The organism is Nonomuraea sp. NPDC003707 (genome assembly GCF_053587055.1).
On sequence record NZ_JBSFNK010000009.1, the window covers coordinates 396,037 to 410,136 of the forward strand.

A 14,100-nucleotide genomic window follows, 5' to 3' on the forward strand; every position below is an offset into this window, starting at 1 on the left:
CTAGGGCAGATCTCTCTTACTAAGACAAATCAGTCCAGGATGTGGGATCAGATGGAGATCACGACCTTGCCGGACGCGTGGCCCTCCTCCTGGTAGCTGACGGCCGCCGGGATCTCCGCGAACGGGTAGGTCCGGTCGATCACCGGGTGCATCTCGCCGCCCTCGATCAGCTCGGCCAGCGTCATGAGGTTCTGCTTGGTCTCCGTGCAGGGCACGACCTCCGTCACGACCACCCGCTGGGACACGAACAGCCCCGCGATGACCGTCGCGAACACGTGGCTCGCGGGCTGGAACCAGCGGCCGGCCGGGCCGCCGACGAGGACGTGGGTCGCCTTGCGGGTCATCACCCGCCGGCAGGCGGAGCCGGAGCGGCTGCCCGCGATGTCCAGCAGCAGGTCGTAGCGCCGCCCGCTCCGGGTGAAGTCCTCCTTGGTGTAGTCGACGACCTCGTCGGCGCCGAGCGACCTGACCAGGCCCACGTTCCTGGAGCTGCACACGCCGGTGACGTGCGCGCCGAACACCTTGGCGAGCTGGACGGCGAACGTGCCCACGCCGCCGGAGGCCCCGTTGACGAGGACGCGCTCCCCGGGCTGGACTCGGCCGTCGTCGCGCAGGGCCAGCAGGGCGGTGCCTGCCGCCATCGGCACCGCCGCCGCCTCCTCGAACGAGACGTTCCTCGGCTTGAGCGCCAGCTCGCTCTCCGGCACGCACACGTACTCGGCGAAGCCGCCCTGCTTGGGCATCGCGTACACCTCGTCGCCGGGCCGGAACCCGGTCACGTCCTTGCCGACCGCCTCCACCTCCCCGGCCACGTCGGCGCCCAGGACGCTGAACCGCGGGGCGCGCAGCCCCGGGCCGCCGCCGCCCATCACGCGCGCGACGTACGGCTCGCCGCGCAGGAAGTGCCAGTCGTAGGGCTGGACGGAGGTGGCGCGCACCCGGACCAGCACCTCGTCGTCGCCCGGCACGGGCTGGTCGATGTCGGTCAGGACGAGGGGTGAGCCGTACGCGGGAAGGACGAACGCTTTCATGGCTTTCTCCTTGTGGGGGACTCGCGACCAGTGTCGCCAGACCCGCCACGCCCGCTCTACGGCCGAAAGTACGACCTCTTCCCTGGCCGATCGGCCCGATCAGAGCCTGACGCGCTTGGTCTCATAAGCCCACATGGCGATCTCGACGCGGTTGCGGACGCCGAGCTTGAGCATGAGGCTCGCGATGTGGCTCTTGACCGTGCTGAGGGAGATGTGCAGCTCGTCGGCGATCTCGTTGTTGGTCCGCCCGCGGGCCACGGTGGCCAGGATCTCCTCCTCCCGGCCGGTCAGCGCCTCGCGGGGCTGCGCCGCCGGCGTGGCGCGCCCGGAGTAGGCGAAGGTCTGCAGCAGCCGGGCCGTGATGTTGGGGGCGATGAGCGCGTCGCCGTCGGCCGCGGCGCGGACGGCCTGGGCGAGCAGGTCCGGGCCGGCGTCCTTGAGCAGGAAGCCGCGGGCGCCGGCCCTGAGGGCGGCGTAGACGTACTCGTCGAGGTCGAAGGTGGTGATGACGACGACGGCGAGCGGATCCGCGACGCCCGGCCCGGCCAGGCGGCGGGTGGCCTCGATGCCGTCGAGGCGGGGCATCCGGATGTCGAACAGGCACACGTCGGGACGCAGCCGCTGCGCCAGCTCGACGGCCCGCCGCCCGTCGCCGGCCTCGCCGACGACCTCGATGCCGGGCTGCGCGTCGAGGATCATCCTGAGCCCGGTGCGGGCGATCTCCTGGTCGTCCGCGACGATCACCTGGATGTCGCGGTCCTGGGCGGTCACGTCGCCGCCCCGGCGCGGGGGAGCACGGCGGTCACGGTCCAGCCGCGGCCGGGGTCGGGGCCGGCCTCGCAGGTGCCGCCGAGCAGGCCGGCGCGCTCGGTCATCCCGATGAGCCCGTAGCCGGGCATCGGGTTCGCGGAGCCCGTCTCGCCGTCGTCGCTGACGCGCAGGCGCACCGACGTGTCGTCGGCGGCGACGCGGATCCGGATGCGGGTGGCGTGCCGGGCATGCCGCCGGGCGTTGGTGACCGACTCCTGCGCGATGCGGTAGATCGCGGCGTCGACCGCCGGAGGCAGGTCGTCGAGGTCGCCCAGCATCTCCACCTCCACGGACGGGCCGAGGCGGACGCGCCCGGCGAGCTCTTCGAGATCGGTGATCCGCCGGCCGGGCGCCAGGTCCGCCGGCTCGTTGCGGCGCAGGACGCGGACCATGGCCCGCATTTCGGCAAGGGTACGCGACGCCTCCGCCTCGATCACGCGGAGCGCGTCGATGGCGGCCTCCGGCTTCGAGGGCGCCGTGGCCAGGCCCGCCTGCGCCCGGATCGCCATGGCGGAGACGTGGTGGGCGACGATGTCGTGCAGGTCGCGGGCCAGCTGCTCGCGTTCGAGCAGCTTGACCTGGTCGAGCTCGCGCATCCGGGCCCTGGCCCGGAACCGGAACGCCGCCCCCAGCGCGACGGCCGAGAAGATGACGGCGAACGCGCCGACCGCGTCGGAGGGGGCGAGGTCGTAGAAGGACGCCGAGACGCCGACGGACAGGAGCATGATCCCGAAGCCGAGCACGATCTCGTGCCCCGACCCCCACCGGTAGAGCGCGTACACGATGATCAGCAGGAACGCCATCGTGTACGTCTCGGCACGGTGACCGCCCGTCGCCAGCGGGGCCAGCATCGTGGTGACGAAAGGGATCGCGAGCATCAGCAGCGGCCTGGTGCGCCGCCAGAGCAGGGTGAACACCAGCCCGACCGTGACGGTCACGGAGACGGCCCGCCACGGCAGGTCGGGGCGGACGACCCCTTCGAGCACCGCGAGCGGCACGAGCACCCCTACGAGCGCCCAGTCCCGCCAGACGCGTAACGGAGGATCGGGGGGACGGGGCTCGTTCCACAAGGAGCGAAACACGCCTTCATGGTAGTCACCACAGCAGGACGGCCGGGGCCCGTGACGATGGCGACGCCGTGCTCGGCCGTTTTCCGGCGCCGCGCCCCTCTGATCGCCGGCGTCAGGACGGCGGGTCTTCGGAGGCGGGCATCGTGAAGAATCTGAGGAACACCGGCCGCGCGCTGGGCGACGCGTCTTCCGGCGTGCGGCTGAATCTGGACAGCAGTTCCATGTACGCCTCGAAGAACTCGTCGAGCTCTTCCCGGGTCAGGTGAGTGAGCCCGCGGGACGCCTTCGCCCACTCGCCGTACCGCCGATGGTCGCGAAAGAAGCGCCGGGCGAGTTCCAGCTCCTGCTCGACCTTGAACTCGGTGATCTCGTCGAGGAGCTTCTGCGACTCCTCGTCCATCTCACCCGCCGAGGGCCACCTCAGGTCGGCGCTGATCTGCCGCCACCAGCGCTCCCTTCCGGTCGACCGCTCAGGGATCTCCTCGATGAACCCGTTGTGCTCAAGCTGGCGCAGGTGATAGCTGAGCGTCCCGGTGTTCTCGCCGAGCGCCCGGCCGAGCGTGGTGGACGTGGCCGGGCCGTGGATGCCGAGATGCTGCAGGATCCGCTGTCGCAGCGGATGGCCGAGTGCCTTGTGCGCACCTGGATCACTGAGCTGCCGGGTCGCCCGTCTGTTCGCCACGCCGCGAGCCTACAACCTTCCGCAACATTGCGGAATTTTCGCTGCAGCATTTTTTCTGCAGCATTTTTTCTGCAATACTCGGCCGCGATGCTCCCGATGCCACCGCAAGGGGACATTTGGGGCGCGAAACACAGGAATGGACGAGGATGACATCAGACGAGCACACATCGGGACGACGCCCACTCGCTGCCGGACTCATGGCCCTGTGCGTGCTCCTGCTGATCGCCGTCGGCGCGATCAGGGACACCACCCCCACCGCGGTGAGCCCGGCCGACGCCCCCGTCCGGGAGTTCAGCGCGCAGCGGGCCTTCACCCAGGTCGAGCGCATCGCCGTCGCACCCCACCCCGTCGGCACGGCCGAGCACGCCCGGGTCCGGGACTACCTCGTCGGCGAGTTGCGACGGCTGGGCCTGCGGCCCGAGGTGCACGAGGCGGTGGGCACCTCACCGATCGACGACCCGGGCGACCCCGTCACCGCCGGGCGCGTCTTCAACATCGTCACCGTGATACCCGGGACCGCTTCCACCGGCCGGGTCTTCGTCACCGCTCACTACGACTCGGTCCCCGAGGGGCCGGGCGCCAACGACGACGGGGCCGGTACGGCGAGCGCGATCGAGACGGCCAGGGCGCTGGTCGCGGACGGCACCCGGTTGCGCAACGACGTCGTGTTCCTCATCACTGACGCCGAGGAGGCCGGGCTCCTGGGTTCGGAGGCGTTCGTCAAGGACCACCCGCTCGCACAGGGGCGGAGCGTGGTGATCAACAACGAGGCGCGCGGCTCCAAGGGCCCGGTGCTGATGTTCCGGAGCACGGAGCCGAACTCCGGCCTGATCTCCATGTTCGGATCGGCGGCGCCCATGCCCGTGGCCGACTCCGTGTACGCCGAGCTCATGAAACTGCTCAACAACGACACCGACTTCACCGCCTTCCAACCTGGCGGGATGGCCGTGCTCGACTCCGCCTACGCCAACGCGGGCACCCTGTACCACAGCGTTCTCGACGACCCCGCGCACGTTGATCTCGCGGCACTGCAGCAGATGGGCGACAACACGCTGGCGCTCGTGCGCGCGTTCGGCGGCACCGACCTTGCGCGGCTGACCACCGGGAACGACCTGGTCTACTTCAACGTCCCGCCCGGCCTGCTGGTCCGCTATCCGGCCTGGGCGGCCACCCTGCTGGGCGCGGTCGCCCTGCTGGCGGCACTGGCACTGATCTTTCTGACCCGCCGCCGCGGCGTGGTCACGTTGCGGCGCACGCTCCTTGGCACCGCGCTCGCCGCGATCCCGATCGGACTCGGGGTGGGTGTCGGTGTCTTCTTCTGGGACCTGCTCAAGGTGATCCGGCCCGAACTCGGTGGAACTGCCACCACGACGCCGTACCGGCCGGAGCTGTTGTGGCTCGCCGTACTGATGCTCGCGGGCACGATCCTGGCCGCGTGGTACGCGCTGCTGCGCCGTCGCGTCGGCACCACCGAACTGGCCCTCGGGATGCTGACCTGGGCGGCCCTGATCGGTCTCGGACTCGGCATCGTGTCGCCCGGAGCGTCACACCTCGCCGCCTGGCCCGCCTTGGGGGCGGCGCTGGGCGGGCTGGCCGCGCTCCGCCGCCCGCCGCGGTGGCGTGTCCTCGTCCTCGCCGCCGGTCTCGTCCCCGCCGCCCTGATCCTGCTGCCCAGCGCGTGGAACACCCTGCCGACGGGCCTGCAGTACGTGGGCTACGCCCCCATGCCGCTGGTGATCCTGTTCGGCGGTCTCCTGCTGCCGATGGTCGAGGTGGTGTGGCCTCGCAGGCGTTCCCCGCTGGTCCCGCTGACCGCGCTGGTCATCTCGATCACTCTGGTGGCGGCGGGCCTGCTGGTCGAGCCGATCGACAAGGAGCACCCGCGGCGAACCAGCCTGGCGTACGGCCTCGACGCGGACACCGGCAAGGCCGTCTGGCTGACCTCGAAGAAGCCCGACCAGTGGGCCCGCCGCTATGGCGGCGCCGACGCGACCGGCCGGCCGCAGGCGGAGCTGTGGGGTGGCGGGTCCAAGCTCCTCAGCCCGGCGAAGGCCGCCGCGCTGCCGGCGCCCTCGCTTCGGGTGCTCGCGGACACGACCCGGCAGGGCATACGAACCGTGCGTGTCCGGATCCGCTCCGAGCGCGGAGCGGACACGGTCGGCTTGCGGGTGGACGGGGACACCGCGAGGGTGCGCTCGCTGACCGTCGAGGGCCGCTCCATCAAGGCCGAACCGGCGGGATTCGTCTTCCACGCCCCGGGGGCGGAGGGCGTCGAGGTGTCGCTGACGGTGACGGGCGGCAAGATCCGGCTGAGGGTCACCGATGTGAGCCCGAATCCCCGTGAGATGTCCGCACTTCCTGGCTTCATCACGCCACCGGATTGGCTGTTCCTCGGCGACGCCAAGATCTCCGTCACCAAGGCCTACACCATCTGACGCTGCTGCCCTCTGATTCGGGTACGCCCGCGCCTCCACCGTCCGCCGGTCCCTGGACACCCGGCTCGACCCCCTCACCCCGGCGGGCGCACCAGCGCAGCCGCGGGTGATGCGGGTGCCGATGTCCTCTTCCCGGATTCCCGATCCCATGCCGTCAGCCCAGGACCGCGCCGATCGCGGTCATGATGGGGATGGACAGGCCCGTGGTCAGCAGGACCGCGCTGCGGGCCAGGCGCCGGGCGGTGTCGTAGTTCACCGCGTACACGTAGATGTTCTGCGCCGTCGGCAGGGCGGCGAAGAGGGTGGCGGCCAGGAGCGCGCTGCCGTCGAGGCCGAGGACCAGGCGCGCGGTCAGGTAGGCGACGGCCGGTTGGACGAAGGCCTTGAGCGTGACCGCGAGGAAGATGTCCTTGCCGACGCCGTTCGCCTCGGGGGCCGCGGGGGTGCGCTGGGAGCCGTACAGGCTGAGGCCGTACGCGAGGAGGGCGACGGGCACGGCTGCGCCGCCGAGCAGCTCGACCGGGCGCATGACCAGGACGGGCAGGGAGATCCCGGTGATCGCCAGCACGAGCCCGAGGAGGGAGGCGACCGTGAGGGGGTTGCGGAACGGGAGGAGCAGGGCCGCGCGCACCGAGCGGGCCCCCTTGTCGAGGATGAGGAAGGAGACCGGGGTGAGGACGATCAGCTGGAAGAGCAGGATCGGGGCGACCAGCGCGCCGTCGCCCAGCACGTAGATCGCGATGGGCACGCCGAGGTTGCCGGCGTTCACGTACGACGAGGCCAGCGCGCCGATCGTGGCCTCGCGGCGGTCGCGGCCCCAGGCCAGCCGCGCCACCAGCACGTAGACGAGCTGGACGCACGCCACCGCCACCACCTCGGTCAGCAGCACCGGCGAGAAGAGGATGTGGAGGTCCGCCTTGGACACGGTGGCGAACATCAGCGCCGGGGTGGCCACGAAGAAGGCCAGGCGCGACAGCACCAGCTCGTCGCTGGCCCGCAGCAGGCCCCCCATCCCGATCAGGTAGCCGATCACGGCAACGGACACCAGGGCGGCGAACGCCGCGACAACCCCCGACACTGACCAACCTCCGAAATGGGACGTTCAGCAGCGTATCGGGATGGTTGACCGGCGAAGCAGCGGGTCTACGCTGGGGCGCATGCGAGTAGCGGTGATTGGCGCCAGCGGTCATATCGGCACGTACCTCATCCCCAGGCTGGTCGAAGGCGGACACGACGTCGTGGCCGTGAGCCGGGGCAAGCGGGAGCCTTACAGCCCGCACGGGGCCTGGCAGCGGGTCACCCAGATCACCGCCGACCGCGACGCGGAGGACGCCGACGGCACGTTCGGGCGGCGGATCGTGGAGCTGGAGGCCGACGTCGTCATCGACCTCATCTCCTTCACCGAGACCAGCGCCCGCGACCTGGCGGCGGCGCTGACCGGGAAGGTCCGGCAGTTCCTGCACTGCGGGACGATCTGGACGCACGGGCCGAGCAGCCGGGTGCCGACGACCGAGGACATGCCCAAGCGGCCGCTCGGCGAGTACGGCAAGCAGAAGGCCGCCATCGAGGCCCACCTCCTCGAACGCGCCCACCGCGACGGCTTCCCCGCCACGATCATCCACCCCGGCCACATCACGGGCCCCGGCTGGGTGCCGGTCAACCCGGCGGGCAACGTCGATCCGGCCGTGTTCCAGACGCTGGCCGACGGCGGCGAGCTGGCGCTGCCGAACTTCGGCCTGGAGACCGTCCAGCACGTGCACGCCGACGACGTGGCGCGGCTGTTCGTGGACGCCATGGTCAACCCGTCGGTCTCCGTCGGCGAGAGCTTCCACTCCGTTGCCACCAGCGCCCTGACGCTGCGCGGATACGCCGAGGCGGTGGCGGGCTGGTTCGGGCAGGAGGCGCGCCTGACGTTCCTGCCGTGGGAGCGGTGGCGCGAGACGGTGTCGGAGCGGGACGCGCAGATCACGCTCGACCACATCTCCTACAGCCCCCACTGCAGCATGGAGAAGGCCGAGCGGCTGCTGGGGCACCGGCCCCGTTACGCGCCGCTCGAGGCCATCTCCGAGGCGGTCGACTGGCTGGTCCGGGCGGGCACCATCACCCGCTGAGGCCGGTTCGGGGGCTCACCTCGCGTTGATCTCGTACGTACGGGTGACCGCCACGAGGTCGCCGTCCTCCCGGGTCGCCGCCACCACGCCCTTCGGCCTCGGGACGAATCCGGGCACCCGCTGGAGCCCGTCGGTCTCCGCGACGGCGGTCAGCCGGAACCGGTCCGCCCCCGGGACCCGCAGCGAGATCTCCGCTCCCGTGTCAGGCAGGCCGCGGAAGCGGATCTCGCCCGGCCACGTGTTGGCCCGGACGCCGGTCACGTCGACGTTCACCGGGGTCAGGCCGTCGGCGGTGGCCGTCGCCGCGGCGATCGGGCGCTCGACCCGCAGCGTGACCGAGCGCGCCGCCCTGCCGGCGGTCACGCGGAGCCGGACCGTGTCGCCGTCGCGGCCGAGCACGGTCACCCGGGGTTCGGCGGCGCCGGCCGCCGCCGGTGCCCGTCCCGTCCAGAGGGAGGTGCCGCGGGCGTAGCCGGGGGGCAGCGGCGTGGTGTCGTGGCCGGACACGTACCTCCTGGTCCAGGCGGGCGGCTCCGCGTCGGCGCTGACCCAGCTCGCGGTCCTGGTGTCGGCGTCCATCACGTACGCGAGGTGCGTGCGCAAGGGGTTGGCCAGGTCGAAGCCGTCCCGGGCCAGGCCGATCGGCACCAGCAGCACCGCGAGCCCGGCGGCGGCGAGCGGGACCAGGGACTGCCTGCGCTCCGGCAGGCACAGCTCGACGATCGGCAGCACGGTCAGCCCGAACACCGCCAGCACCAGCGCGGGCACCCCGCCGAGCGCGAGGCCCATCCCGTCGAACGCGGTCCTGGCCAGGGCGGGCAGCAGCGCCGCCGCCACGACCGCGCCCAGGATCACCGCCGTCACCTGGAGCACCGCCACCTGGCGGGCCGCGCCGCGCAGCAGGATCGCGGCCGTCCCGCCGAGCGCGCAGAACAGCGCGGGCAGCGTCAGCACGTACGACATGCCCGGCGCGACCTGGGCGCACAGCAGGCCGAGCGCGGCCGGCCAGGCCAGCGCGCCGACGGCCAGCGCCGCGGGGCCGAGGCGGCGGCGCAGCGGCAGGTACCAGCAGAGCAGCGCCAGCGCGGCCAGGATCACGACGGCCGCCTGGAACGCCTGCGGACGGTGCAGCAGCCCGCCCATCCCGTCGTACGCGGGCCGCCAGGCCACCAGCACCTCCCACAACCCCTGGGCCAGGGCCGCCGCGAGCAGCAGCGGCACGATCCCCGACGCGGCGGCGACGGCGAGCCGGGGCATGCTGAGCAGCCGCCTCCTGCGGGCCAGCACCGCCAGCCCCGCGACCGCCGCCGCCGCGAGCCCGGCCAGGGGCCAGACGAGCGCGTTCGGGTACGTGACCATGGTCCCGAAGATCCGGAAATAGGTGAGGTCGTGGTCCGTGTCCAGCGTTTCGAGGTCGGCGCCGCCGAGCGCGCGGGTCAGCGCCAGCATGTTCGAGCCGTGGTGCTGCAGGCTGCCCCGGTCGAGGTGGGCGAGGGAGTCGTCGGCGGTGTGGTAGCGGGAGGAGCCCTCGATGTAGGCGAAGTTCATGCCGGTGAAGCCGCTCTCGGCCATCGGGGTGAAGTCGGTGTTGTTCGGGAGCAGCCGGTACAGCTCGCCCAGCGTGGAGTCGCCGCGCGGGTGCGGCACGGCGTCGGCGAACGTCTCGACCAGCCCGGCGTTGTTCCTGGACGTCTGGAACATCAGCGACGGCCCGCTCACGCCCCGGGCCTCCCAGTTGAGCAGCACCCCGCCCTTGCGGCCCAGCGGGTGCTCCCTGACGAACGCCTCGGCGCCCAGCACGCCGTCCTCCTCGCCGTCCGACATCAGCAGCACGAGGTCGTTGCGGAGCGCGGTGCCCTTGAGCGCCCGTACCGTCTCCAGCATGGCCGCGACCGCGGCGGCGTCGTCTGAGGCGCCCGGGCCCATGGCCGCGGAGTCGTAGTGCGAGGCGATCACCACCGTCCCGGTCGGGTCGCTGCCCTTCGCCGTGGCCACGATGTTGTCCACCTGCCCGAACGACGCCAGCCCGGCCGACGTGTTCGCGCCGATGGCCCGCTGCACCCGCACGTCGAGCCCCGCCGCGCGCAGTTGCCCGGCGAGGTAGTCCCTGGCCCGCTCACCGGCCCGGCTGCCGATCGGGCGCGGCTCGGTGGCGAACCTCTCCAGGTGGCGCAGCGCCCGCTCCGCGCTGAACTCCCCGTCCGGCGCCGAGGCGGGCAGGGGCTGCATGGTGCTGTCCGCCATGGCGGTCAGCATGATCACGCCGGCCAGCGCGAGCAGGGCGCACAGCCCCGCCAGCGCCCGGCGGGGGACGTCGAACAACTTTCCCGTCATGGCCAGGAACGCTAGGTACGCGGGCCATGGCGGCGGAATGATGCGCGTGCCCGGATCGACCTGCGGTTTTCCGCAGGTTTACCAGGCCACCTCCAGGGAGCTCATGCCGTACACGATGTGGGAGGAGCGGAAGTCCGCGGCACCCGCCTCGCGCAGGCCCGGGAAGCGCTGGAGCAGCGCCGGGAAGGCGATCCGCAGCTCCATGCGCGCCAGCGGGGCGCCCAGGCAGTGGTGGATGCCGTGGCCGAAGGCGACGTGGCCGGGGGCGCCGCGCGAGATGTCGAACGTGCTCGCGTCGGACATGAGGGCGGGGTCGCGGTTCGCGGCGGGCAGGGCGCAGAGGACCAGCTCGCCGGGCTGGATGGTACGGCCGCTCAGCTCGACCTCCGCCGTCGCGACCTTGGTCGTGCCCGAGTTGACGATGCTCAGCCAGCGCAGCAGCTCCTCCACCGTGGCGTCGATGCGCTCGGGCTCCTTCCTGAGCAGTTCGAGCTGCTCGGGGTGGCGCAGCAGGGCCAGGGTGCCCAGGGCCAGCATGTTGGAGGTGGTCTCGTGGCCCGCGAACAGCAGCAGGCTGCCGATGCCGACGAGCTCGTCCGTGGTCAGGTCGTCGCCGTGCTCGCGTACCAGCATGCCGAGCAGTTCCTCGCCCGGGTCCTGCTGGATGCGCTGGACCAGCGCCTCCATGTACATGCGCGCCTCGAACTGCAGCCCCAGCCGCTCCTCGCCGGGCACCGACAGGTCGAGCATCCTGCTGGTGCGGTGCTGGAAGCCGTCCCGGTCCTCGTACGGGACGCCGAGCAGCTCGCAGATGACCAGCGACGGGATCGGCAGCGAGAACGACGTGACCAGGTCGGCCGGCGAACCGGTGGCCTCCATGGCGTCCAGGTGGTCGTCCACGATGCGCCTGATCCGCGGCTCCAGCCGCTGCATCCGCCGGTTCGTGAACTCGGGGGTCAGCATCTTGCGCAGCCGCGTGTGCTCGGGCGCGTCCACGCCGAGGAGGTTGCCCGCCTGGATCTTGGCTAACTGCTCGGGGGTCATCTCGGGCGCTCCGGGGAGGCGCGCCACCGTCTGCTGGGCGATCCTGAACCGTTCGGCGTCGCCGAGGACCTCGCGGACCTCCGCGTACCTGGTGACGAGCCAGACGTCCAGGCCGAACGGGGTCGTGACGCGCCTGATCCCCTCCTCCTCCCTGAGCGCCGCCAGCTCGGGAGCCGGGTCGAACCCCACCCGCCGCATGTGCAGCGGCATCGTCGAGGACTCGGTCATACAAACCCCTTGATGATCGTCGGTTGAGGCGTAAACCGTAACAACCCCCCAAGCCGGTCTCCAGTGCGCCCGCGCGGGGGTTGCGGTGGTGCGGGGGAAGGGACAGCATGCCCCTGTGGATGTGCCCGTGTTGGTCGCCGGAGGCGGGCCCGTGGGGCTGGCGGTCGCCGTGGAGCTGGCGTACCAGGGCGTGAGGTGCCTGGTGGTCGAGCCGCGCAAGGAGGTGTCGTGGCTGCGGCCCCGCGCGAAGACGACGTCGGCGCGTTCGATGGAGCTGCTGCGGAGATGGGGCCTGGCGGAGCGGGTGCGGGAGCGCGCCCCGCTGGCGGTCGCGTGGTCGGACCAGGCCCTGTTCGTCAGCAGCCTGCTCGGACGGGAGGTCACCAGGATCGGCGGGTGCTTCGGGCTGGACCTGGTGGGCTCCGAGCTGGCGGCCGAGCCGGGCCAGCAGGTGCCGCAGCCGCTGGTGGAGGAGGTGCTGCGGGAGGCCGTCGGCGACGCGCTGCTGACCGGATGGCAGGTGGCCGGGCTGCGGGAGGACGCCGACGGGGTGTCGGTGCACATCGCGTCCGCCACGGGCGAGGAGCGTGAGGTACGCGCCCGGTACGTGGTCGGCTGCGACGGCCCGCGCAGCGTGACCAGGGCGGCCATCGGCGCCCGCTACGAGGGCCGCCAGGACGCCAGGCCCAACTTCAACATCGTCTTCCGCGCCCCCGGCCTGGCCGAGCGGATGCCGCACGGCCCCGCCGTGCACTACTGGGTGCTGAACCCCGCCCAGCCCGGCATCGTCGGCCGCCTCGACCTGGAGGACACCTGGTGGTGCATCGCCCAGGGCGTCCCCGCCGCCGGCGCTGATCCGATGCGGCTGGTCCGCAACCTGGCGGGTGCCGACATCGAGGCGGAGATCCTGGCCACCGACCCGTGGACCGCGCGGATGCTGCTGGCCGACCGGTACGGGAGCGAGCGCGTGTTCCTGGCGGGCGACGCGGCGCACCAGAATCCGCCGTACGGGGGACACGGGTTCAACACCGGGATCGGGGACGCGGTCAACCTCGGCTGGAAGCTGGCCGCCGTACTGCACGGATGGGCGCCCGCCTCGTTACTGGCCACCTACGAGACCGAGCGCCGTCCGGTGGCCGCCGACACCATCGAGGCCGCCGCCGCGAACATGGCCACCCTCGCCCCCGAACTGGCCGACCCGGCGCTGATGGGGGAGGAGGCCGAGTTCGAGAAGGTGCGGCCCGCCGTGGCGGAGGCGGTGCGCAGGACGAAGGACAGCGAGTTCCACAGCCTGGAGCTGGTGCTCGGCTACACCTACGAAGGCTCGCCCATCGTCGCCGAGGGCACCGGGGAGCGGCTGCCGCACTGGTGGCTGGCTCCCGGCGTGTCCCTGTACGACCGGCTGGGCCGGGGCTTCAGCGTGGTCGGGGACCAGCGCCTGCCAGGGGCCGTGGCGCTGGCCGAGCAGGCGCGGGAGCTGGGGGTGCCGCTGCGAGCCGTGGATCTGCCGGGCGTGCCCCTGACGCTGGTCCGCCCCGACCAGCACGTGGCCTGGCGCGGCGAGCACCCCGACGGCGCTCTGAGGCGGGCGCTCTCTCACCGGCCCGTCAGCAGCCGCCCTTGACGATGGCCCGTCGTTCGACGCTGCATTGGGGGCCGTTGACGTTGTTGCCGCCGCTGATGGTGTTGTTGCTGTTCACGGAGAAGTTGGCATTCTGGAAGTTGCCGCTGTTCACCTGCCGGCCCTTGCCCCGGAAGTTGCCGCTGTTCCAGGAGTTGCCGCTGCCCTTGGGAAATCCGTGCCCGAGAGCGGGAAGGGCGGGCGGGAGCGACAACATCAGCGCGAGCTGCGCCGCGACCATCCCGGTTCGCCGCCTGAAGGTCGTCATCGCCGGTCACCGGGAAGTGGACTGGGAGCCGTTGGCGTTGTTCCCGCCGTTGATGGTGTTGTTGCTGTTCACGGCGCCGTTCGCATTGTCGAAGTTGCCGCTGTTGATGGGATTTCCCTCATTGTGGTAGTTCCCGCTGTTGGTGGAGTTCCCGCTGTTCTCGGCGCCATTCACGCACTTGGTCGGAGAATTGGGCGACGGTGAGTTGTAGGCGACCAGTCGATTTCCGCAGAAAACTCCGGGAAGCGCTCTGAGCACCGTACCGAGATCCGCGCCGACCAGCTCGGTGAGCAGGGAGCTCCCGTCGGGCGGCGGCGCGGCCGACGCGGCGGTCGGGGCCAGTAGCACACCGCACCCGAACGCGAGGCCCGCAACAATCCGTACGAATGCCCTCAATGCGCTGCCCGCCATTTCTTGCGACATGATCCACTGAAACGTAGCACCGGGGGACGGCTCATCACGGAAA

The 14,100-nt window shown here is 71.8% G+C and carries 12 protein-coding genes; 3 read left to right on the plus strand and 9 right to left on the minus strand.

All coding sequences use genetic code 11. From position 1 onward, the window contains the following. Positions 1-47: 47 nt before the first annotated feature. From ACWDRB_RS25860 to ACWDRB_RS25875, 4 genes are all read right to left on the minus strand, one after another. A complete protein-coding gene (locus ACWDRB_RS25860; protein WP_449897568.1) occupies positions 48-1,031 on the minus strand; it encodes an NAD(P)-dependent alcohol dehydrogenase in 984 nt (327 codons plus the stop codon). Positions 1,032-1,130: 99 nt separating this feature from the next. Then, positions 1,131-1,802, minus strand: a complete 672-nt coding sequence (locus ACWDRB_RS25865) for a response regulator (RefSeq protein WP_449897570.1) — start codon at positions 1,800-1,802, stop codon at positions 1,131-1,133. Then, complete coding sequence (locus tag ACWDRB_RS25870) at positions 1,799-2,923, minus strand: sensor histidine kinase (protein ID WP_449897572.1); 1,125 nt, start codon at positions 2,921-2,923, stop codon at positions 1,799-1,801. Before ACWDRB_RS25870 ends, ACWDRB_RS25865 begins: the two co-directional genes overlap by 4 nt. Positions 2,924-3,023: 100 nt before the next feature. Continuing rightward, complete coding sequence (locus ACWDRB_RS25875; RefSeq protein ID WP_449897575.1) at positions 3,024-3,593, minus strand: ArsR/SmtB family transcription factor; 570 nt, start codon at positions 3,591-3,593, stop codon at positions 3,024-3,026. A gap of 209 nt (positions 3,594-3,802) precedes the next feature. On the opposite strand from ACWDRB_RS25875, the gene ACWDRB_RS25880 reads away from it, so the two are divergent. Continuing rightward, positions 3,803-6,028, plus strand: coding sequence for a M20/M25/M40 family metallo-hydrolase (locus tag ACWDRB_RS25880; protein WP_449897577.1), 2,226 nt, complete (start codon positions 3,803-3,805; stop codon positions 6,026-6,028). Between the two features lie 154 nt (positions 6,029-6,182). Here ACWDRB_RS25880 and ACWDRB_RS25885 read toward each other — a convergent pair whose 3' ends face one another. Then, a complete protein-coding gene (locus ACWDRB_RS25885; protein ID WP_449897579.1) occupies positions 6,183-7,106 on the minus strand; it encodes an AEC family transporter in 924 nt (307 codons plus the stop codon). A gap of 79 nt (positions 7,107-7,185) precedes the next feature. Between ACWDRB_RS25885 and ACWDRB_RS25890 the strand changes: the two genes are divergently transcribed. After that, positions 7,186-8,139: an NAD-dependent epimerase/dehydratase family protein gene (locus ACWDRB_RS25890; protein ID WP_449897581.1), complete on the plus strand. Its 954-nt coding sequence runs from the start codon at positions 7,186-7,188 to the stop codon at positions 8,137-8,139. A 15-nt stretch (positions 8,140-8,154) separates the two neighbouring features. Here the strand turns inward: ACWDRB_RS25890 and ACWDRB_RS25895 are convergent, their stop codons facing one another. Together ACWDRB_RS25895 and ACWDRB_RS25900 are read right to left on the minus strand one after the other, a co-directional pair. Continuing rightward, entirely contained in the window at positions 8,155-10,473 is a 2,319-nt protein-coding gene (locus ACWDRB_RS25895) for a M28 family peptidase (protein ID WP_449897583.1), read from the minus strand. A 78-nt stretch (positions 10,474-10,551) separates the two neighbouring features. Then, on the minus strand, positions 10,552-11,745 hold the full coding sequence (locus ACWDRB_RS25900) for a cytochrome P450 (RefSeq protein WP_449897586.1): 1,194 nt from the start codon (positions 11,743-11,745) through the stop codon (positions 10,552-10,554). A gap of 115 nt (positions 11,746-11,860) precedes the next feature. Between ACWDRB_RS25900 and ACWDRB_RS25905 the strand changes: the two genes are divergently transcribed. Further along, positions 11,861-13,369: an FAD-dependent monooxygenase gene (locus ACWDRB_RS25905; RefSeq protein WP_449897589.1), complete on the plus strand. Its 1,509-nt coding sequence runs from the start codon at positions 11,861-11,863 to the stop codon at positions 13,367-13,369. On the opposite strand, the gene ACWDRB_RS25910 is transcribed toward ACWDRB_RS25905, so the two are convergent. Together ACWDRB_RS25910 and ACWDRB_RS25915 are read right to left on the minus strand one after the other, a co-directional pair. After that, complete coding sequence (locus tag ACWDRB_RS25910; protein ID WP_355193808.1) at positions 13,353-13,634, minus strand: hypothetical protein; 282 nt, start codon at positions 13,632-13,634, stop codon at positions 13,353-13,355. The genes ACWDRB_RS25905 and ACWDRB_RS25910 overlap by 17 nt on opposite strands. A 6-nt stretch (positions 13,635-13,640) precedes the next feature. Next, positions 13,641-14,057 (minus strand): hypothetical protein, encoded by a 417-nt coding sequence (locus tag ACWDRB_RS25915; protein ID WP_449897592.1) that lies wholly within the window; start codon positions 14,055-14,057, stop codon positions 13,641-13,643. Positions 14,058-14,100 lie beyond the last annotated feature (43 nt).

Excerpts from the sequence above, each read along its gene's own strand:
- ACWDRB_RS25860 (WP_449897568.1), bottom strand. The coding sequence starts at position 1,031 with ATGAAAGCGTTCGTCCTTCCCGCGTACGGCTCACCCCTCGTCCTGACC.
- ACWDRB_RS25890 (WP_449897581.1), top strand. The coding sequence starts at position 7,186 with ATGCGAGTAGCGGTGATTGGCGCCAGCGGTCATATCGGCACGTACCTC.
- ACWDRB_RS25895 (WP_449897583.1), bottom strand. The coding sequence starts at position 10,473 with ATGACGGGAAAGTTGTTCGACGTCCCCCGCCGGGCGCTGGCGGGGCTG.
- ACWDRB_RS25900 (WP_449897586.1), bottom strand. The coding sequence starts at position 11,745 with ATGACCGAGTCCTCGACGATGCCGCTGCACATGCGGCGGGTGGGGTTC.
- ACWDRB_RS25910 (WP_355193808.1), bottom strand. The coding sequence starts at position 13,634 with ATGACGACCTTCAGGCGGCGAACCGGGATGGTCGCGGCGCAGCTCGCG.
- ACWDRB_RS25915 (WP_449897592.1), bottom strand. The coding sequence starts at position 14,057 with ATGTCGCAAGAAATGGCGGGCAGCGCATTGAGGGCATTCGTACGGATT.